This window comes from Pseudomonas sp. OG7 (genome assembly GCF_014192825.1).
GTDB lineage: Bacteria > Pseudomonadota > Gammaproteobacteria > Pseudomonadales > Pseudomonadaceae > Aquipseudomonas > Aquipseudomonas monteilii.
Genome location: NZ_JACHYK010000001.1, coordinates 670,196 through 690,286, shown reverse-complemented (window position 1 = coordinate 690,286; position 20,091 = coordinate 670,196). Strand labels below are relative to the sequence as shown.

The following is a 20,091-nucleotide window of genomic DNA, read 5'->3' as shown; positions in this document are numbered from 1 at the left end:
GAGAAGGCGGGGCGGACAAGCAAGGAGGCTGGTGAATATTTGAACAGTCTGAAACATATTCTCAGGCTACCGGCCCTTTCGCGGGTAAAACCGCTCCCGCAGGGATCCCACAGCCTTGAAGACAGTGAAAATCCTGTGGGAGCGGGTTTAACCGCGAAGAGGCCGGAACAGGCTTACGCGATCAGCGCTTGGCTTGCCGCTGGCGCACCGCTTCGAACAGGCAAACCCCGGTCGCCACCGAAACGTTCAGGCTGCTGACGCTGCCACCCATCGGCAACTTCACCAAAAAGTCGCAATGTTCGCGGGTCAACCGGCGCATGCCCTTGCCTTCCGCGCCCATGATCATCACCAGTGGCCCGGTCAGGTCCTGCTGGTAGATCTCCTGCTCGGCCTCGCCGGCAGTGCCCACCACCCACAGGCCACGCTGCTGCAGCTTCTCCAGCGTCCGCGCCAGGTTGGTCACGGCCACCAGCGGGATCACCTCTGCCGCACCGCAGGCCACCTTGCGCACAACCGGCGTCAGGGTGGCCGACTTGTCCTTGGGCACGATCACAGCCGTGGCACCGGCCGCATCGGCCGTGCGCAGGCACGCGCCGAGGTTATGCGGGTCGGTCACACCGTCCAGCACCAAGATCAGCGGCGGCGTTTCGGTGCGCTCAAGCAACTCTTCGAGCATCAACTCGCCCCACACCTGGCTTGGGCTGACCTCGGCGACCACACCCTGGTGCACGCCCTCTACCCAGGCATCCAGCTCACGGCGTTCAGCCTGGCCGACCGGCACGCGGTTCTCCGCTGCCAGCGCCAGCAAGGTTTCCAGGCGTGGCTCGCTGCGCCCTTCCGACAGCCAGATCTGCTTGACGCGCTTCGGATGGTGCTTCAGCAATGCCTGCACGGCGTGCACGCCGTAGATCTTTTCCAGCTGACTCATGACTTGCTCTTGCTCTTGCGTGGCGCACCGGACTTCGGCGGGCCTTTACGGTGCTTGGTCGGCTTGCCGGAGCCGGAGGCCTTGCCACCTTTGTCCGACTTGCTGCTGGCATGGCCGCCACTGCGTGCCTCGCTCATCAGCGCCTTTTTCATTTCGCGGCTCTTGCGCACTTCGGCGTTACGCTGCACGGCGTCTTTCGGGAAGTACGCCTCAGCGGTTTCGCTCTTGCGGCTACGCGGTTTAGGCGTGGCTTTCGCTTCGGTTACCGGCTGCTGTTCAACCTTGTCGGCTGCTGACGCGGCGCCGCGCTGCTTGCGGCCGATCGGTGCGGCGAGGGTTTTTTCCGACACCTCGAAGTCGATCTTGCGCTCGTCCAGGTCCACACGCATGACCTTCACTTCGATGGTGTCGCCCAGGCGGAAGCTGCGCCCGGTGCGCTCGCCCGACAGACGGTGGTGCACAGGGTCGAAGTGGTAGTAGTCGCCCGGCAGCGCACTGACGTGCACCAGGCCCTCTACGTAAATGTCGGTCAGCTCGACGAACAGGCCGAAACCGGTCACGGCGGTGATCACACCCGGGAAGGTCTCGCCCACGCGATCCTTCATGAACTCGCACTTGAGCCAGTTCACCACGTCACGGGTAGCTTCGTCGGCCCGACGCTCGGTCATCGAGCACTGCTCGCCGAGCTGCTCCAGGGTGTTCTCGTCGTACGGGTAGATACGCGCCTTGGGAATGCTCATGGCGCCAGCACGCTTGACGTGCGGGGTATCGACCTTGGAACGGATGATGCTGCGGATGGCGCGGTGCACCAGCAGGTCCGGGTAACGGCGGATCGGCGAGGTAAAGTGGGTGTACGCCTCGTAGTTCAGGCCGAAGTGGCCATTGTTCTCGGTGCTGTACACGGCCTGGCTCAGCGAACGCAGCATCACGGTCTGGATCAGGTGGAAGTCCGGGCGCCCGGCGATGCTCGCCAGCAGGGCCTGGTAATCCTTCGGTGAAGGGTCCTTGCCTTTGTGCAGGCTCAGGCCCAGCTCACCGAGGAAGGCGCGCAGCTTTTCCAGGCGCTCCGGCGGCGGGCCGTCGTGCACGCGGTACAGGGCTGGCACGCCGTGCTTTTGCAGGAACTCGGCGGTGGCCACGTTGGCCGCCAGCATGCATTCCTCGATCAGCTTGTGGGCATCGTTGCGCACGGTCGGGCGGATTTCCGCGATCTTGCGCTGGTCGCCGAAGATGATGCGGGTTTCCTGCGTTTCGAAGTCGATGGCGCCACGGGTGTGACGGGCATCCACCAGCACCTTGTACAGGTTGTACAGGTTCTTCAGGTCCGGTACGACTTCCTTGTATTCCTCGCGCAGCGCCTTGCCTTCGCGGGTGCGGGCGTGCTCGAGCATGCTGCTGACCTTGTTGTAGGTCAGGCGGGCGTGGGAGTGGATAACGCCTTCGTAGAACTGGTAGTCGACCATCTGGCCGGCTTTGTTCATGGTCATTTCACAGACCATGGCCAGACGGTCGACGTGCGGGTTCAGCGAGCACAGGCCGTTGGACAGCTCTTCGGGAAGCATCGGCACTACACGCTCGGGGAAGTACACCGAGTTGCCGCGCTGCTGAGCCTCGACGTCCAGGGCCGAGCCCAGGCGAACGTAGCTGGACACGTCGGCAATCGCCACATACAGGCGCCAGCCACCGGAGAACAGGCGCAGCTTGCCCAGCGGTTCGCAGTAGACGGCGTCGTCGAAGTCCCGAGCATCCTCACCGTCGATGGTGACGAACGGCAGGTGGCGCAGGTCGACGCGCTTCTCTTTGTCCTTCTCTTCGACTTCGGAGCGGAACTTGCGCGCTTCCTTGACGACAGCATCAGGCCAGACGTGCGGAATGTCGTAGCTGCGCAAGGCAACGTCGATTTCCATGCCCGGTGCCATGTAGTTGCCGATGACCTCGACCACGTCGCCTTGCGGCTGGAAGCGCGGGGTTGGCCAGTGGGTGATCTTGATCTCGACGAACTGACCGATCTTCGCGCCGCCGTTACGCCCGGCGGTTACTAGCACTTCCTGCTGGATCTTCGGGTTGTCCGGGGTTACGTAGCCAATGCCACCTTCTTCGAAGTAACGGCCGACCACGCTTTCGTGGGCACGGGAGATGACCTCGACCAGCGCACCTTCGCGGCGGCCACGGCGGTCGACGCCAGAGACACGGGCCAGGCCGCGGTCACCGTCGAACACCAGGCGCATCTGCGACGGGCTGAGGAACAGGTCTTCGCTGCCGTCATCGGGAATAAGGAAGCCGAAGCCATCGCGGTGGCCGGAGACGCGACCACAGATCAGGTCCAGCTTGTCTACCGGGGCATAAGTGCCACGCCGGGTATAGATAAGCTGGCCGTCGCGCTCCATGGCACGCAGGCGGCGGCGCAGGGCTTCGATCTGGTCTTCTTCGTACAGACCGAACTCGGCCGCCAGCTCCTCACGCGCGGCCGGTTCGCCACGGTCGGCGAGGCGCTGCAGGATCAGCTCACGGCTGGGGATAGGGTTGTCGTATTTTTCCGCTTCGCGAGCGGCCTCGGGATCGAGGGATTGCCAATCGGCCATCAGAAGGGGTTCACCTTGGGGTATATAGATATGAATTCTGGCATAGGCGTATTGAAACCGGAAATGTCAGCCTTGGACAGCCCCACCGGCGCTTCCGGCGAACAGGAATAGGCCTGCGGAATCAACAAGTTGAATTTTTTGAAATTTTTTTCGCTTGGGGGGTTTACAGCCCCCCGGACCGTCCGTATAGTGCGCACCACAACGACGGACAACCCCGAAGTTGTAGTAGAGATGAACGACGCTGTAAAGCATCAAGTAACCTCGAATGTGTGCCCAGGTGGCGGAATTGGTAGACGCGCTGGTTTCAGGTATCAGTGGCTTAACGGCCGTGGAAGTTCGAGTCTTCTCCTGGGCACCAAATATTTTCAAGTAATAGATGACCAAGGATCTGTTACTGCTGTGTGAAGCTGACAATAGTCGCCTTCTGCAGATGATGTAAAGCTTTGCCCAGGTGGCGGAATTGGTAGACGCGCTGGTTTCAGGTATCAGTGACTTAACGGTCGTGGAAGTTCGAGTCTTCTCCTGGGCACCATACAAAAACCCACTAGCTTGCTAGTGGGTTTTTTCTTGCCTGCGTTTTTTGTATCCCTCCTCTTTCGGTCATAGGTGCAAACCTGTGCCGCCCTCTTGGCGGGCACGCCCGCTCCCACAGAATCATCACAGGCCTTCCGGGTAGTGAAATACCTGACACCTTCAGACTGTTACACCTTGGTCTGACCATGAATTTCTCGTCACCCGGCCACTTGAGAAACGATTTCGTTTACCATTGTTTCCAAATATGTAGCCGTAAGCGAGGAAGTACCCGCATGACGATCCGCCCGCAACCGCTGATGCGTACCTTGGCCGCCACCGTGCTGAGCCTGGTCATCGGCGCTCCGGCCGCCATGGCAGACGCACCGGTCACCCTGACCATGTACAACGGTCAGCACAAGGAAATCGGCGAAGCCATCGCCAAGGCCTACGAGGCCAAGACCGGCATCCACATCGATATCCGCAAGGGCAGCAGCAACCAGCTGGCCAGCCAGATCATCGAGGAGGGCGACCGTTCGCCAGCCGACCTCATCTACACCGAAGAGTCCCCGCCCCTGAACAACCTGGGCGAACTGGGCCTGCTGGCGAAGATCGACGACGCCACCGCGAACATGGTGCCCAAGGAGTATGTGGGCGCCAACGGCACCTGGATGGGCATCACCGCGCGCACGCGCATCGTGGTGTACAACCCGAAGAAGGTCGATGAAAAAGACCTGCCGACCACAGTGATGGACTTCGCCAACCCTGAGTGGGAAGGCCGCGTCGGCTACGTACCCACCAGCGGTGCATTCCAGGAGCAGGCCGTGGCCATCCTGAAGATGCATGGTCGTGAAGCCACCGAAGAATGGCTGACCGGCCTGAAAGCCTTCGGCAAAACCTACACCAACAACATGGTCGCCCTCAAAGCCGTGGAAAAAGGTGAAGTGGCTGCGGTACTGGTGAACAACTACTACTGGTACGCACTTGAGCGCGAACGCGGCAAGCTCGACACCAAGCTCTACTACCTGGCAGATGGCGATGCCGGCAACCTGGTGACCATCTCTGGCGCCGCTGTGGTCAAGGCCAGCAAGCACCCGAAAGAAGCCCAGGCACTGCTCAACTGGATGGCCAGCGAAGAAGGCCAACGTGTGATCACCCAGACCACCGCCGAGTACCCGCTGCACAAGGGCATGGTTTCCGACCGGGGCCTCAAGCCGTTCGAGGACCTGCGCCCGCCGAAAATCTCGCCAGCCGACCTGGGCAATGCCGAGGAAGCCATCGAGCTTGAACGCGAGGTCGGCCTGCTCTGATGACCGCCGCCCTGTCCGAGCCGGCGCCGGTACGCTTCGTACCGCGCCGCAAGCGCCCCTCCATCTGGGTGGTGCTGCCTGTGCTGTTTCTGGTGGCGATGAGCTTGCTGCCGCTGCTGTATGTCGCCATCAAAGCCTGGGAAGCCGGCTGGCGTGAAGCCTTGCACCTGCTGTGGCGCCCCTTTGTCTGGGGGCTGATGCGCAATACCCTGATGCTGATGGTCGGGGTGACATTGGCCTGCATGGTGGTCGGGCTGGCCCTGGCCTGGCTGCTGGAGCGCAGCAACCTGGCTGGCCGCCGGCTGTGGGGCGTGGTGCTTTGCCTGCCCTTCGCTGTGCCGTCGTTCGTCAGCAGTTTCACCTGGGTGTCGCTGAGCTCGGACTTCGAAGGGCTGGGCGGGGCCATCCTGGTCATGGCCCTGTCCAAGTACCCATTGGTGTTCCTGCCGGTGGCCGCCACCCTGCGCAACCTCGACACCTCGCTGGAGGAGTCGGCGCGCACCCTGGGTTGTAGCCGCTGGGGCGTGTTCATCAAGGTCACCTTGCCGCTGCTGTGGCCCTCGATGCTCGGCGGAGCGCTGCTGATCGCCCTGCACATGCTGGTGGAGTTCGGTGCGTTGTCGATCCTCGGCCTGCAGACCTTCACCACGGCGATCTACCAGCAGTTCGAACTGGAATTCAGCAATGCCAACGCGGCCATGCTGTCTGCCGTGCTGTTGGCGATGTGCCTGGTGATGCTGTGGCTGGAATTGCGTGTACGTGGCAAAGCCCGCCATGTGCGCATCGGCCAGGGCGTGGCACGCCGCGCGCAGCCCGTGCGACTGCGTGGCTGGGCCGTACCGGCGCAGCTACTCTGCGTGGCCCTGGCAGTGCTGGGCAGCGGTATCCCACTGGCCATGCTCGGCTACTGGCTGAGCGTGGGTTCGTCGGCAGCCTTCCCGGTGGGAGCCATCTCCAAGGCGCTGTTCACCTCGCTGTCGGTGTCGCTTGGCGGTGCCGGTTTCTGTGTGCTGCTGGCGCTACCGATCAGCTTCCTGGTGGTGCGCTACAAAGGCCGTCTGGCGATCTGGGCTGAACGCTTGCCGTACCTGCTGCACGCCCTGCCCGGCCTGGTGATTGCACTGACCTTGGTGTTCTTCGCCCTGCACTATGTGCCGGCGCTGTACCAGACCACGGCGTTGCTGCTGCTGGCTTATGCGCTGCTGTTCCTGCCATTGGCGCAGTCACCGGTGCGCACTGCGTTGAACAAGGCCTCGCCATCACTGGAGGAAGCCGCGCGCACCTTGGGTGCCAGCAGCTTCACGGCATTCTGCCGGGTGACCTTGCCGATCATCTTCCCGGCCATGGCGGCAGCGTTTGCGCTGGTGTTTCTGGATGCCATGAAAGAACTGACAGCTACCCTGCTGCTCAGCCCGACCGGGATGACCACCCTGGCTACCGAGGTGTGGGCGCATACGGCCAACGTCGAGTTCGCGGCGGCGGCGCCCTATGCAGCCTTGCTGATCGTGGTGTCAGGCCTGCCGGTTTATCTGCTGACCACGCGGATGTACCTGAACAAGGCATAAACCTCGCAGCCCTCATCGCCGGCAAGCCAGCTCCCACAGGTACAGCACCGCCCTCAAGGCCTGTGTAATACCTGCGGGAGCGGGCACGCCCGCTCCCACAAAGCCCGGGTTACGCCCTGAACTGACCCAGGCTCGCCCGCAACTGCGCAGCCAGGTCATCCAGCACCTTGCTGCTGGCCGTAGTCTGCATCACTACTTCGGCCGACCGCTCGGCCTGGGCATGGATAGTCTCCACCCGACCACGCACCGCCTGCGCCCCGCTCGCCTGCTGCTCGGCCGCACGGGTAGCCAGGCCGATAGCTGCGTGAACCTGCTCCACCGCCGCCTGCACAGACTGCTGACGGCGCTCATTGTCACGCAGCACCAGCAGCCCTTCGCTGGCCTTCAGACCGGCCTGGCTGATCGTCGCCACGGCCTCCTTGGCGCCCTTCTGCAGCGCAGCGATATGCGCCTGGATATCCCCCGTGGAGCTTTGCGTCTTGCTCGCCAACGCCCGCACCTCATCAGCCACCACGGCAAAGCCGCGCCCGGTCTCACCGGCCCGGGCCGCTTCGATGGCCGCATTCAACGCCAGCAGGTTGGTCTGCTCGGCGATGCCGTGGATCACCGTCAGCACTACTTCGATCTGCTCACTCTGCTTGGCCAGGCGCTCGATCACCTGAGAGCCCGTCTCTACCTGGCCAGCCAGGTTTTCGATCAGCCCTGCGAGCTGGGTCGAGGTGCGGCTGTTTTCATCGGTGGCCTGGCGGATATCCACCACCTGTTTCAATGCTGCCTGCATCGCATGGCTTTCGGCCTGGGCTTCATCGGCCATGCTCGAAAGGTCGCGCAGGCTGGCCGCCACTTCGTCACGCTGCAGCGCAGCAGCAGCATCGGCACCGGCATTACGCTGGGCCATCGCGCCAATTTCCACACCGGTACGCTGGGCGACCTCGCCCGCCTCGCGCACGATCGGTTGCAACTTGTCGACAAAGCGGTTCACGGCCGAAGCCATGTCGCCGATCTCGTCCCGGCTGTCGAGTGGCACACGCTTGGTCAGGTCGCCCTCGCCTGCCGCCAGGTCGTCAAGGGCAGCAATCAGCAGGCGCAGCTTGCTCAGCACACGACGACCAAGCACCACGGCCACCACCAGCAACACGCCCAGGCCAACCAGCACCAGGCCCAGACCAATGCGCCAGCGCAGCTCGCCGGCAGCATCGCGAACGGTTTGCGCGGTGTTGGCCTGCATGGCAGCAGCACTGCCCTGTGCTTTTTCCAGCCGTTCACGCAGGGTTTTGCCGCTGTCCGCGGCAGCACCGACCAGGCTGTCACCTACCAGTTGCTCGCCACTGGCGATCAGGGCCGCGAAGCGCTGATCGAGCGCCTTCAGTTCCTGCTCGATACCCGCTGTGGAAACCCCCATCACTACCTTGCCGATTTCGGCGCCATTGGGGCTGATCGAAGCCTCGACGAAATAAACGGCAGGATCGCGCCGAGCTGCATCGATCACTTTGTCCAGCGCTCGCTCGCCCTGGCCTTTTTCCATCAACGCCTGGTTGATCGGGTTTTGCCGGTTCAGATAACGGGTGAGGTGCTGGCCCTGGGCGTCGTCGTACACCACGAACAGCACGTTGGGATTGCGCTGGGCACGCCGTGCAAAGTCTGAGAGCACCGGCACATCGTTGTCCCAGATGGCACGCGGGGCGACCGAGGCCAGCAGCTCTGCCATATCGTTGGCGGAGTCCTTCAGGTTCTTTTCCAGGGTGCTGCGCAGTTGCTGCTGTTCGCTTTGCAGGCGTGCCGACAACCCTGCGCTCAGGCGCTGACGGGTACTGCTGGACAGACTGTCCAGGCCCGAGCGCACATCTTGCCCGGCTTGCTCCAGTTCGCCGGCCAACTGACGGCTGTCATTGCCCAGGCGTTCGCCAAGGTCGGCCTCCAGGGCAGTGACCGTGCTTCGGGTAAGCGCAACGGCAACCAGCACCTGCACCAAAAGAGCGATACCAAGGGCAACAAACACAGGCCGCAAAAGGCGGCTTCGTAACAGTGAGAGGATGGCAGACACGGTGTAACCCTCGTGTTTTCTGGCGCCACTATTTTGATGGCATCTACAGAAACTTCTTACAGCAAGGGTTGTGCCGGAGACAGCAGGCATAAACGCCAAGGTTCAGCCAGGTGGTAAGCTGCTTTCGCTCGGCGCAGAAATGAAAACGCCGCAGCCCCTTTCAGGGCCACGGCGTCAGATCAGCCTGGAGGGCAGATCAGGCGAACGGATGGCGCAGCACGATGGTCTCGTTGCGGTCCGGGCCGGTAGAAATGATGTCGATCGGCGCGCCGATCAGGTCTTCGATGCGCTTGATGTAGGCGCGAGCGTTGGCCGGCAGCTCTTCCAGGGTTTTAACGCCCACGGTCGACTCGCTCCAGCCTGGCATCTCTTCGTACACCGGCTCCAGGCCGATGTAGCTGTCGGCATCGGACGGCGCGTCGATGACAGCACCGTTCTCGTTCTTGTAGCCAACGCAGATGTTGATGGTTTCCAGGCCGTCCAGTACGTCCAGCTTGGTCAGGCAGATGCCCGAGATGCTGTTGACGTCGATGGCGCGACGCAGGATCACGGCATCGAACCAGCCGCAACGACGGGCACGGCCAGTGGTGGAACCGAACTCGTGGCCACGCTTGGCCAGGGTAGCGCCGGTTTCGTCGAACAGTTCGGTCGGGAACGGACCGGAACCTACGCGAGTGGTGTAGGCCTTGGTAATACCCAGGATGTAGTCCAGGTACATCGGGCCAACACCGGAGCCGGTGGAGATACCGCCAGCGGTGGTGTTGGAGCTGGTGACGTACGGGTAGGTACCGTGGTCGATGTCCAGCAGCGAGCCCTGGGCACCTTCGAACATGATGTCCTTGCCAGCGCGGCGCAGGTTGTGCAGTTCGGCGGTGACGTCCAGCATCATCGGCTTGAGCTGTTCAGCGTAGGCCATGCACTCGTCCAGGGTTTGCTGGAAGTCGATGGCCGGCTCTTTGTAGTAGTTCACCAGCTGGAAGTTGTGGTAGTCCAGCAGCTCACCCAGCTTGGCCGCGAAACGCTCGCGGTGGAACAGGTCGCCTACGCGCAGGCCGCGGCGCGCAACCTTGTCTTCGTAGGCAGGGCCGATGCCACGGCCGGTGGTGCCGATCTTGGCTTCGCCACGGGCTTTTTCGCGGGCCTGGTCCAGGGCCACGTGGTACGACAGGATCAGCGGCGCAGCCGGGGAGATGCGCAGGCGCTCGCGCACCGGTACGCCCTTCTCTTCCAGCTTGGTGATTTCACGCATCAGGGCATCCGGGGCAACGACCACGCCGTTGCCGATCAGGCACTGTACGCCTTCACGCAGGATGCCGGACGGAATCAGGTGCAGAACGGTCTTTTCACCGTTGATCACCAGGGTGTGACCCGCGTTGTGGCCACCCTGGTAGCGCACTACGGCGGCAGCATGTTCGGTCAGCAGATCGACGATCTTGCCTTTGCCCTCATCACCCCACTGGGTGCCCAGGACGACGACATTCTTACCCATTACATTGGTCCTCATTCACGCAAACTTGGTTGCCGGCCTGTTGCCGACGCAGAAACTCACTGGGCCAGCGGCAGAACCTGCCAGCGCCCGTCTTGCTGAATCAATTGCCGATCACAATCCGCCTCGAGAGCAGCACTCAACGGCTGGCCAGGCAGGGCCTGGACCACACGCTGGCCCTCGCTGCGCAACTGGCAGACTTGCTGCCAGAGGGCCGCATCACCACTGTCCGGCATCCAGATGCCGCCCGCTGGCAATACGACCTCCGCTCGCCCCAGTGTGACCAGGGTCTTCAAATCCGTGGAGAAACCGGTGGCCGGGCGCGCCCGGCCAAAGTCGGCGCCGATGTCGTCGTAACGCCCGCCCTGGGCGATCGACTGACCTTCGCCCGGTACGAACACGGCGAACACCACGCCCGTGTGATAGTGGTAACCGCGCAATTCGCCGAGGTCGAAGTACAGCGGCAGGTCCGGGTAGCGCGACGCCAGGCGGTCAGCGATCGCCAGCAGGTCGTCCAGCGCGGCCAGCACGCTGGCCGGGGCACGGCCCAGGCGCACGCGGGCTTCGGCCAGCACTTCACGGCCACCGCACAGCTCGACCAGGGCGCGCAGCATGTTGCCCAGGTCTTTCGGCAGGTCGGCGGTCAGCGCCTGCACTTCATCGACAGCCTTGCGTTGCATGGCGTCGAACAGCTGCTGCTCCACCGCACCGGACAGGCCGGCGGCACGGGCCAGGCCACGGTAGATACCAACGTGGCCCAGGTCCATGTGCACATCCGGCACATCGGCCAGCTGCAGCGTGGCGAGCATCAGGCTGATGACTTCGACATCACTGGTAGGGCTGGCATCGCCGTAAAGCTCGGCACCCAGCTGGATCGGGCTGCGCGAGGTCGACAGTGCACGCGGCTGGGCGTGCAGCACGCTACCGGCATAGCACAGGCGGCTCGGGCCTTCACGGCGCAGGGTGTGGGCGTCGATGCGCGCCACCTGCGGAGTGAAGTCGGCGCGGAAGCCCATCAGGCGGCCGGACTGTGGGTCCACCACCTTGAAGGTGCGCTGATCCAGGTCCTGGCCGGCGCCGGTGAGCAGCGACTCCAGGTACTCGATATGCGGGGTGACGACCAGTTCGTAGCCCCAACTCTGGAACAGGTCCAACACCTGGCGGCGCGCGATCTCGATGCGCGCAGCTTCAGGTGGCAGTACTTCCTCGATGCCATCTGGCAGCAGCCAGCGGTCTACCGTTGCCATTACGCCATTTCCCCTCTGGTCCGGGCGGCTTGCCAGCAGGCGAGCCGTCAGTAAAGCCGGTATCGCGCACAGCAGCGGGCAGCACTGATCCCAGCGCAGCCACCGTACCCGATACCCTCGAATTGCCTTGCGAGCTGACCAAACCGTCAACTGGCGCGTTGCCAATCAACCTTGCAGACGCAAAAAAGCCGGGAAATTTCCCGGCTGCCTCATCATACACCCCTTTTCATTCAGGATGCACCCCGCCTGGTGTTTTAGCTGCCAGGCGGGGCGCCGCCGCATGAAAATCAGGGCCTGAGCATCACGGCTTGCTCTTGTCCAGGTAACGGAAGAATTCGTTCTTCGGGTCCAGGACCAGCACGTCGCTCTTGCTCGAGAAGCTCTCGCGGTATGCCTGCAGGCTACGGTGGAACGCATAGAAATCAGCGTCCTGGCTGTAGGCCTTGGCATAGATGGCGGCCGCCTGAGCGTCGCCGTCACCACGGGTTTCTTCTGCTTCGCGGTAGGCCTCGGCCAGCAGCACACGGCGCTGACGGTCGGCGTCGGCACGAATACCTTCAGCCAGCTCGTTACCCTTGGCACGGTGCTCGCGCGCTTCACGCTCACGCTCTGTGCTCATGCGGTCGAACACGCTGCGGTTGACTTCCTTCGGCAGGTCGATGGCCTTGACGCGCACGTCGACCACTTCAATGCCCAGCTCCTTGTTGGCCATGCGGTTCAATGATGCAGTGATGTCAGCCATCAGTGCGTCACGCTCACCGGAAACCACCTCGTGCAGGGTACGTTTACCGAACTGGTCGCGCAGGCCGCTTTCCAGACGACGCGACAGACGCTCGTCGGCGATCTGCTTCATGCCGGACGTGGCGGTGTAGAAGCGCTCCGCATCCTTGACGCGCCACTTGGCGTAGGCGTCGACCATCACCGCTTTCTTCTCCAGGGTCAGGAACCGCTGGGTCGGGGCGTCGAGGGTCATGAGGCGGGCGTCGAACTTGCGCACCTGGTTCACGTACGGGATCTTCACGTGCAGGCCCGGCTGAACATCTGCCTGGACCACCTTACCGAAGCGCAGCAGTACCGCACGCTCGGTCTGGGACACGATGTAGAAGCTGTTCCAGGCCACGATGGCCAGAACCACGGCGGCGATCAGGGCGATCAGCGATCTATTGCTCATCAGCGGCTCTCCCTAGTACGCAGCGGCTGCTGTTGCTGTTGCAGGTCCTGCGCCGCACGGGCGGCCGCATCGTTGACCGATGGCGACACGCTGGTGGTTGGCGCGGACGGGTTGCGGCTGCCTTCGACCATCTTGTCCAGTGGCAGGTAGAGCAGGTTGTTCTGCCCGTCCTTGGTCGCCACCATGACCTTGCTCGAATTGCTGTAGACCTCTTGCATGGTCTCCAGGTACAGACGCTGACGGGTCACGTCAGGTGCCTTGTGGTACTCGGCGACCAGCTTGGTGAAGCGGTCGGCCTCACCCTTGGCCCGGGCAATGACTTCGTCGCGGTAACCGTTGGCGTCCTCGATGATGCGCTGGGCCTGACCACGGGCTTCCGGCACCACGCCATTGGCGTAGGACTCGGCCTGGTTGCGGGCACGCTGCTCGTCTTCGCGGGCACGGATCACGTCGTCGAAGGCTTCCTGCACTTCACGCGGGGCCGCCGCGCTCTGTACGTTGACCTGGGTGACGGTGATACCGGTACGGTAGTTGTCGAGGAAGCGCTGCAGGCGCTCGCGGATATCCACGGCCATCTGCTCACGGCCTTCGGTGAGCACCTGATCCATCGAGGTGGAACCCACCACGTGGCGCAGGGCACTGTCGGTCGCGTGCTGCAGGCTTACCTCAGGCTGGTCGACGTTGAGCACGAAGTCCTGCAGGTTGCTGATCTTGTACTGGACGGTCAGCGGCACCTCGACGATGTTCTCGTCTTCGGTCAGCATCTGGCCCTGCTTGGTGTAGGCACGCTCACGCGTGACGTTTTCCATGTACTTGCGATCGATCGGCGGGAAGTAGATGTTCAGGCCGGGACCGACCGTCTCATAGTACTTGCCGAAGCGCAGCACCACAGCCTGCTCCTGCTCGTCGACCACGTACACGGCGCTGTACAGCCAGATGGCAGCCAGCACCGCCAAGCCAATGCCCAGCAGGCCAAGGCCACCGCCCTTGCCGACATTGCGGTCACCGCCGCCACGTTTCTTGCCACTGCCGAACATGCCATTCAGGCTGTCCTGCAATTTGCGGAAGGCCTCGTCCAGATCCGGCGGACCTTTCTTGTCACCACCACCGCCACCACGGCGGCCGCCCCAGGGATCCTGATTGTTCGAGTTGCCACCCGGCTCGTTCCAAGCCATAGCGCTCTCCATCTGATAAAGCAAAGACGCGCCCACGGCGCGCCGTCCAATGCTACAGAATGCCTGTCACTGCTGCCCGGCGACCTCGACGAGCATTTATTGCAAAGTGTGTTGCTCGACAAACACTTGCGGCTCCATGCCTTCGCGGCTGACCAGGCGATTCAGTTCGACCATGGGCAGTCGCACGCTCAGCAGGCTGCGCCCCTCTTCATCATGCTCTTCACTCTGCACGGCACCCAAGGCAAAGAATTGCGCGCGCAAACGGGCAAAACGCTGCTCCAGGCACAGGGTACCGACAAACAGATCATCCCCCAGCAACTCGGCAATTGCCTGGCCGACCAGCTCCAGGCCACGCCCATCGCGTGCCGATACCCAGACCCGTTCCGGCTTGCCATCGGCGTTGCGCTGGATCTGCGGCTCGACATCTTCGAGCAAGTCGAGTTTGTTATACACCTCGAGGATCGGCAAGCCTTCAGCACCAATCTCGCCCAACACAGCCAGCACCTGCTCGATCTGTTCCATGCGCTCAGGCTCATGGGCGTCGATCACATGCAGCAACAGGTCGGAGTTGCTCGACTCTTCGAGCGTAGCCCGAAATGCCTCGACCAGCTTGTGCGGCAGGTGGCGAATGAAGCCCACGGTGTCGGCCAGCACGATCGGCCCCAGGTCGTTCAGCTCAAGCCGGCGCAAGGTCGGGTCGAGCGTGGCGAACAACTGGTCTGCGGCGTACACCTCGGATTCGGTCAGGGCGTTGAACAGCGTGGACTTGCCGGCGTTGGTGTAACCCACCAGCGACACCGACGGGATGTCTGCGCGCTTGCGCCCACGGCGCGCCTGCTCGCGCTGGCTGCGTACCTTTTCCAGGCGTGACTTGATCTGGCGTATGCGCACCCGCAACAGGCGGCGGTCGGTTTCCAGCTGGGTTTCACCCGGGCCGCGCAGGCCGATACCACCCTTTTGTCGCTCAAGGTGGGTCCAGCCGCGCACCAGCCGCGTGCTCATGTGCTCCAGCTGGGCCAGTTCGACCTGCAGCTTGCCTTCATGGGTACGCGCCCGTTGGGCGAAGATATCGAGGATCAGCCCGGTACGGTCGAGCACACGACACTCGAACACACGTTCAAGGTTGCGCTCCTGACTGGGCGTGAGGGTGTGATTGAAAATCACCAGGTCTACCTGCTCGGCATGGACCAGGTCGTGCAATTCCTCGACCTTGCCACTGCCAATCAGGTATTTGGCGGAAGGCTGATGCCTTGACACCGTGACCAACGAGACGATGTCGGCACCGGCCGACAATGCCAACTCCTGAAACTCCTGCGGGTCTTCGCGCGCCTCAGGGTTCTGACCTTCCAAGTGAACGAGCAATGCCCGCTCACCACCACCGTGGCGCTCAAAGAACAATGCAGGCTCCTATCAGGCGTTGCCTGGCTCGCTGTCGCCGTGTTCGGAATCGGACGGGCTTGGCAGGCGAACCGGACGGGCAGGCACGACAGTCGAAATGGCGTGCTTGTAGACCATCTGGCTGACGGTGTTTTTCAGCAGTACCACGAACTGGTCGAAGGATTCGATCGAGCCCTGCAGCTTGATGCCGTTGACCAGATAGATGGATACCGGGACCTTTTCTTTTCTCAAGGTGTTCAAGTAAGGGTCTTGTAGCGAATGCCCTTTTGACATATGCCGCACTCCTGTAAGGATAAATAATAGAAAATCAATAAAATCGATAAATTAGGCCGCCCCTTCGCAAGAATAGACGGCAATCAGCAGGGACTCAGCTCAATATGGAGATGGCCCCAAGGTATTTCAAGGTGCGGGACAGATTGTCGCAGGCCAGGCTGTCAAGCCAGTGTACGTCAGGCCAGCCACGCAACCAGGTGAACTGCCGCTTGGCCAGCTGCCTGGTTGCAATGATACCGCGTTCACGCATCTCATTCTCAGTCAGCTTGCCATCCAGGTAATCCCAGACCTGCCGATACCCCACTGCCCGTATAGACGGCAGCCCGGCGTGCAAGTCACTTCTGGCTCGCAGCGATCGGACCTCGTCAACGAAGCCCTGTTCCAGCATCTGCGAAAATCGTAACGCAATTCGCTGATGCAAAATGTGACGATCTGTAGGAGCAATCGCCAAACTGGCGACAGTATAGGGCAAATGTCCGTCAGCGCCTGCGTCTGCGCCGCGACTTTCCGCGAATTGACGTTGGCGATGAGCCGTCATGCTCTCGCCACTCACCCGGTACACTTCCAGCGCCCGGATCAGTCGCTGCGGGTCATTGGGGTGGATGCGCGCCGCTGACACCGGGTCAACCTCGGCCAGCTGGCGGTGCAACTCGGCCAGGCCCAGCGCTTCGGCCTGAGCCTCCAGCTCGGCGCGCACGGCAGCGTCTGCCGCCGGCATGTCTGCCAAGCCATCGATCAACGCCTTGTAGTAGAGCATGGTGCCGCCCACCAGCAGCGGTATCTTGCCGCGTGCAGTGATCTCGGCCATGGCCTCCAGGGCGTCAGCACGGAACTGCGCGGCCGAATAGCTCTCGGCCGGGTCGCGGATGTCGATCAGCCGGTGCGGGTGGGCAGCGAGGATTTCTTTCGGCGGTTTAGCCGAGCCGATGTCCATACCGCGATAGACCAGCGCCGAATCGACGCTGATCAGCTCGCAAGGCAGCACTTGGGTCAGCTCGATAGCCAGGTCGGTCTTGCCGGCCGCCGTAGGGCCCATCAGGAATATTGCAGGGGGCTTGCCGCTCATTTCATCGACCGCGCAGGAAGAGTTTGTCCAGGTCGTCCAGGCCCATCTGGGTCCATGTGGGACGGCCATGGTTGCACTGGCCGCTGCGCTCGGTGTTTTCCATGTCGCGCAGCAGGGCGTTCATCTCGGGAATGGCCAGGCGCCGGTTGGCGCGCACGGCGCCGTGGCAGGCCATGGTGCCGAGCAGTTCGTTGAGGTGCGCCTGGATACGGTCGCTGGTGCCGTACTCCATCAGGTCGGCGAGCACATCCTGCACCAGCCGGTTGGCCTGCGCCTGCTTGAGCAAGGCCGGGATCTGGCGGATCGCCAGGGTCTCCGGGCCCAAGCGCTGAAGCTCGAAGCCCAGGCGCTGGAACCACTGCGCGTGTTCTTCGGCGCAGTCCGCTTCGCGCTGGCTCAGGGCCAGGGTTTCAGGCACCAGCAGCGGTTGCCCGCTCAGGCCTTCGCTGGCCATGGCCACCTTCAGGCGCTCGTACATGATGCGCTCGTGGGCGGCGTGCATGTCCACCAGCACCAGGCCAACGGCGTTCTCAGCGAGGATGTAGATGCCCTTGAGCTGCGCCAGCGCGTAGCCCAGCGGGGGAATGTCACCCTGGCTTTCGGGAAGGGCCGTTGCCGGCGCCGCACCGTTTTCCAACGGCTTGTAAAACTCGCGATACACCGCCTGCGCTTCGGCAGCCGGCACCGGCTGTGAGGGGCGTGGGGTGTACTGATACTGGTAGCCCGCACCACTGCCGCCATTGGAGAACGACTGCTGCGGGGCACGAGGCTGCTCAAGCACCGGCGAAGCCAGGCGCATTTCGCCCTGCGGGCCGAACTCACCGGCCTGCGGGCCAGTGGGACGGACCACCTCAGGCACGGCGGCAGGCGCGGCCAGCTGGTCTTCCGGGCGCACATCGGCCAGGGCACGGTGCAGGGTGCCATACAGGAAATCATGCACCGAACGCCCTTCGCGGAAGCGCACTTCGTGCTTGGTCGGGTGCACGTTGACGTCGACGCCGTTGGGCTCCAGCTCCAGGAACAGCACGAAGGTCGGGTGCCGGCCATTGAACAGCACGTCGCGGTAGGCCTGGCGCACGGCGTGGGCGACCAGCTTGTCACGCACTGCGCGGCCATTGACGAAGAAGTATTGCAAGTCTGCCTGGCTGCGCGAGAAGGTCGGCAGGCCGACCCAGCCCCACAGGCGCAGGCCGTTGCGCTCGACGTCGATCGGCAACGCCTGCTCCATGAAGCCCGGGCCGCAGATGGCACCTACCCGCCGGGCACGCGCTGTTTCGTCGTGAGCCTCATGCAGGCTGAGGATGCTCTTGCCGTTATGCCGCAGGTGGAAGCCGACATCGAAACGTGCCAGCGCCAGCCTGCGGATCACTTCCTGCAAGTGATCGAATTCGGTTTTCTCGGCCTTGAGGAACTTGCGCCGCGCCGGGGTATTGAAGAACAGGTCGCGCACTTCCACCGAAGTTCCCACCGGATGCGCCGCCGGCTGTACGCGCGGGAGCATGTCACGGCCTTCGGTTTCCACCTGCCAGGCCTCGGTAGCGCTGGCGGTACGCGACGTCAGGGTCAGCCGCGCCACGGAGCTGATCGAAGCCAGCGCCTCGCCACGGAAACCCAGGCTCAACACCCCTTCGAGGTCTTCCAGCTCGCGGATCTTGCTGGTGGCATGGCGGGCCAGGGCCAGCGGCAGGTCATCGGCAGAAATGCCGCTGCCATCGTCGCGCACCTTCAGCAGCTTGACGCCGCCCTGCTCCACTTCCACGTCAATGCGTCGGGCACCGGAGTCCAGGCTGTTTTCCAGCAGTTCCTTGGCGACCGAGGCCGGCCGCTCGACAACCTCGCCAGCGGCAATCTGGTTGGCCAGCCGCGGGCTGAGCAGCTGAATGCGCGAACCGCCACTCATTGCGAGGCCAATGTAGTAGCAGGGATGTCGAGGCGCTGGCCGACCTTCAGCTCATCGGTCTTGAGGCTGTTGGTGCTGCGCAGGCTGGCCACGCTCACCTGGTAGCGCACGGCGAGCATCGCCAGGGTTTCGCCAGGGCGTACCGTGTGCTCACGCGGGCCGGCGGCAATCTTGCCGGTGTCACGCAGCCAGGCGATATAAGTGCCAGGCGGCGGGTTTTGCTGGAAATACTGGCGCACACCGGTGTGGATCGAGCGGGCCAACGCCTGCTGGTGGCTGGCGGTGGCCAGCTTGGCGGCTTCGTTGTTGTTCGAGATAAAACCGGTTTCAACGAGAATCGATGGAATGTCCGGCGATTTCAGCACCATGAAGCCGGCCTGTTCCACGCGCTGTTTGTGCAGCGAGGTGACGCGGCCCATGTTGCCCAGCACCTTCTGCCCCACGTTGAGGCTGGAACTGAGGGTGGCGGTCATCGACAGGTCCAGCAGCACGCCAGCGAGCATGCGGTCCTTGTCATCCAGGCTGACGTTACCGGCCCCCCCGATCAGGTCGGAACGGTTTTCCGTATCGGCCAGCCAGCGCGCGGTCTCGGAGGTAGCGCCACGGTCAGACAGGGCGAACACCGAGGCACCAAAGGCGGCGCGTGACGGTGCCGCGTCGGCATGGATCGAGATGAACAGGTCGGCGCCCTTCTTGCGGGCGATTTCCGTGCGCTTGCGCAGCGGAATGAAGTAGTCGCCAGTGCGGGTCAGCTCGGCACGGAAGCCTTTTTCGCTGTTGATCTGGCGCTGCAGCTCTTTGGCGATCTGCAGCACGATGTCTTTTTCGTGCTGGCCGCGCGAGCCGGAGGCCCCCGGGTCTTCGCCGCCGTGGCCGGCGTCGATGGCCACCACGATGTCACGCTTGCCGCTCGGTACCGGTGGCAGCTTGATGGCGGGCTGGGCCGGGCTTACCGGCACGGCAGGCGTGGTCGCAGGCGTCTGCACCGGCGCCGGGGCCGGAGGCGGCGCGCTGGCCGCAATGGCGTCGGCTTCCTGGTCGTACAGGTCGACCACCAGGCGGTTGCCGTACTGGGCATTCGGCGCCAGGGTGAAGCTTTTCGGGGTGACCGACTTTTTCAGGTCGACCACCACGCGCAGGTCGGTCGGGGTACGCTGGGCCGAACGCACGCTGCTGATCGGCGTGTTGGAGGTGGCTACGTTCAACGGCGCGGCCAGGGTCGCACCATTGATGTCGATAACCAGGCGGTCCGGCGCGCTCAGGGTGAAGACGCTGTGCTGCACGGGGCCAGACAGGTCGAAGACCAGCCGCGTGTTGTCTGGCGCGCGCCACAGGCGCACGCTCTTGACTTGAGTGACGGCCAGAGCGTCAACGGTCACCGTTGTCAGCAGCAGACCAACGATGGCGACCAGTGCGCGTATGCGCATACCTACCCC

At 63.2% G+C, this 20,091-nt stretch carries 14 protein-coding genes, 2 tRNA genes and 1 pseudogene; 4 read left to right on the top strand and 13 right to left on the bottom strand.

The features are described 5' to 3' along the window. Positions 1-181 precede the first annotated feature (181 nt). Positions 182-928: a 23S rRNA (guanosine(2251)-2'-O)-methyltransferase RlmB gene (gene rlmB / locus FHW75_RS03160; protein WP_016712311.1), complete on the bottom strand. Its 747-nt coding sequence runs from the start codon at positions 926-928 to the stop codon at positions 182-184. Further along, entirely contained in the window at positions 925-3,510 is a 2,586-nt protein-coding gene (rnr, locus tag FHW75_RS03155; RefSeq protein WP_019098922.1) for a ribonuclease R, read from the bottom strand. The genes rlmB and rnr overlap by 4 nt, the downstream gene beginning before the upstream one ends. 271 nt (positions 3,511-3,781) lie before the next feature. Between rnr and FHW75_RS03150 the strand changes: the two genes are divergently transcribed. The 4 genes from FHW75_RS03150 to FHW75_RS03135 all read left to right on the top strand — a co-directional run bounded on the left by FHW75_RS03150 (position 3,782) and on the right by FHW75_RS03135 (position 6,895). Then, positions 3,782-3,868: transfer RNA gene (locus FHW75_RS03150), tRNA-Leu, on the top strand. Between the two features lie 87 nt (positions 3,869-3,955). Further along, a tRNA-Leu gene (locus FHW75_RS03145) sits at positions 3,956-4,042 on the top strand. A 274-nt stretch (positions 4,043-4,316) separates the two neighbouring features. Then, positions 4,317-5,330: an extracellular solute-binding protein gene (locus FHW75_RS03140; protein WP_025752435.1), complete on the top strand. Its 1,014-nt coding sequence runs from the start codon at positions 4,317-4,319 to the stop codon at positions 5,328-5,330. Continuing rightward, entirely contained in the window at positions 5,330-6,895 is a 1,566-nt protein-coding gene (locus FHW75_RS03135) for an iron ABC transporter permease (protein ID WP_025752433.1), read from the top strand. The genes FHW75_RS03140 and FHW75_RS03135 overlap by 1 nt, the downstream gene beginning before the upstream one ends. 109 nt (positions 6,896-7,004) lie before the next feature. Here FHW75_RS03135 and FHW75_RS27075 read toward each other — a convergent pair whose 3' ends face one another. From FHW75_RS27075 to FHW75_RS03085, 11 genes and pseudogenes are all read right to left on the bottom strand, one after another. Beyond that, a complete protein-coding gene (locus FHW75_RS27075) occupies positions 7,005-7,709 on the bottom strand; it encodes a methyl-accepting chemotaxis protein (protein WP_371058791.1) in 705 nt (234 codons plus the stop codon). 201 nt (positions 7,710-7,910) lie between these two features. Then, positions 7,911-8,123: pseudogene (locus FHW75_RS27070) on the bottom strand (methyl-accepting chemotaxis protein); the annotation flags it as partial. A gap of 1,012 nt (positions 8,124-9,135) precedes the next feature. Continuing rightward, positions 9,136-10,428 carry an adenylosuccinate synthase gene (locus FHW75_RS03125; RefSeq protein WP_016712316.1) on the bottom strand — a complete coding sequence of 431 codons (1,293 nt, stop codon included), beginning with the start codon at positions 10,426-10,428 and terminating at the stop codon, positions 9,136-9,138. Between the two features lie 56 nt (positions 10,429-10,484). Next, positions 10,485-11,672 carry an ATP phosphoribosyltransferase regulatory subunit gene (locus FHW75_RS03120; protein WP_019097352.1) on the bottom strand — a complete coding sequence of 396 codons (1,188 nt, stop codon included), beginning with the start codon at positions 11,670-11,672 and terminating at the stop codon, positions 10,485-10,487. 301 nt (positions 11,673-11,973) lie between these two features. Next, entirely contained in the window at positions 11,974-12,843 is an 870-nt protein-coding gene (gene hflC, locus FHW75_RS03115; protein ID WP_012274454.1) for a protease modulator HflC, read from the bottom strand. Further along, positions 12,843-14,018, bottom strand: coding sequence for an FtsH protease activity modulator HflK (gene hflK, locus FHW75_RS03110; RefSeq protein WP_183673111.1), 1,176 nt, complete (start codon positions 14,016-14,018; stop codon positions 12,843-12,845). Before hflK ends, hflC begins: the two co-directional genes overlap by 1 nt. Positions 14,019-14,114: 96 nt before the next feature. Beyond that, a complete protein-coding gene (gene hflX / locus FHW75_RS03105; protein WP_016712319.1) occupies positions 14,115-15,416 on the bottom strand; it encodes a ribosome rescue GTPase HflX in 1,302 nt (433 codons plus the stop codon). Positions 15,417-15,428: 12 nt separating this feature from the next. Beyond that, positions 15,429-15,689, bottom strand: coding sequence for an RNA chaperone Hfq (hfq, locus tag FHW75_RS03100; RefSeq protein ID WP_003258160.1), 261 nt, complete (start codon positions 15,687-15,689; stop codon positions 15,429-15,431). Positions 15,690-15,783: 94 nt separating this feature from the next. Beyond that, on the bottom strand, positions 15,784-16,755 hold the full coding sequence (miaA, locus tag FHW75_RS03095) for a tRNA (adenosine(37)-N6)-dimethylallyltransferase MiaA (RefSeq protein ID WP_019097353.1): 972 nt from the start codon (positions 16,753-16,755) through the stop codon (positions 15,784-15,786). A gap of 1 nt (position 16,756) precedes the next feature. Beyond that, positions 16,757-18,655 carry a DNA mismatch repair endonuclease MutL gene (gene mutL / locus FHW75_RS03090; RefSeq protein ID WP_019097354.1) on the bottom strand — a complete coding sequence of 633 codons (1,899 nt, stop codon included), beginning with the start codon at positions 18,653-18,655 and terminating at the stop codon, positions 16,757-16,759. After that, the gene (locus tag FHW75_RS03085) at positions 18,652-20,082 is read right to left on the bottom strand and encodes an N-acetylmuramoyl-L-alanine amidase (protein WP_016712322.1); all 1,431 of its coding nucleotides are present in this window, start codon (positions 20,080-20,082) and stop codon (positions 18,652-18,654) included. The genes mutL and FHW75_RS03085 overlap by 4 nt, the downstream gene beginning before the upstream one ends. Positions 20,083-20,091: the final 9 nt, after the last annotated feature.

Bases quoted from the DNA above. Each gene is read 5' to 3' on its own strand.
- FHW75_RS03085 (WP_016712322.1), bottom strand. From the start codon at position 20,082: ATGCGCATACGCGCACTGGTCGCCATCGTTGGTCTGCTGCTGACAACG.
- rlmB (WP_016712311.1), bottom strand. From the start codon at position 928: ATGAGTCAGCTGGAAAAGATCTACGGCGTGCACGCCGTGCAGGCATTG.
- FHW75_RS03125 (WP_016712316.1), bottom strand. From the start codon at position 10,428: ATGGGTAAGAATGTCGTCGTCCTGGGCACCCAGTGGGGTGATGAGGGC.
- mutL (WP_019097354.1), bottom strand. From the start codon at position 18,655: ATGAGTGGCGGTTCGCGCATTCAGCTGCTCAGCCCGCGGCTGGCCAAC.
- rnr (WP_019098922.1), bottom strand. From the start codon at position 3,510: ATGGCCGATTGGCAATCCCTCGATCCCGAGGCCGCTCGCGAAGCGGAA.
- hflK (WP_183673111.1), bottom strand. From the start codon at position 14,018: ATGGCTTGGAACGAGCCGGGTGGCAACTCGAACAATCAGGATCCCTGG.
- miaA (WP_019097353.1), bottom strand. From the start codon at position 16,755: ATGAGCGGCAAGCCCCCTGCAATATTCCTGATGGGCCCTACGGCGGCC.
- FHW75_RS27075 (WP_371058791.1), bottom strand. From the start codon at position 7,709: ATGGCCGATGAAGCCCAGGCCGAAAGCCATGCGATGCAGGCAGCATTG.
- hfq (WP_003258160.1), bottom strand. From the start codon at position 15,689: ATGTCAAAAGGGCATTCGCTACAAGACCCTTACTTGAACACCTTGAGA.
- FHW75_RS03140 (WP_025752435.1), top strand. From the start codon at position 4,317: ATGACGATCCGCCCGCAACCGCTGATGCGTACCTTGGCCGCCACCGTG.
- FHW75_RS03135 (WP_025752433.1), top strand. From the start codon at position 5,330: ATGACCGCCGCCCTGTCCGAGCCGGCGCCGGTACGCTTCGTACCGCGC.
- FHW75_RS03120 (WP_019097352.1), bottom strand. From the start codon at position 11,672: ATGGCAACGGTAGACCGCTGGCTGCTGCCAGATGGCATCGAGGAAGTA.
- hflC (WP_012274454.1), bottom strand. From the start codon at position 12,843: ATGAGCAATAGATCGCTGATCGCCCTGATCGCCGCCGTGGTTCTGGCC.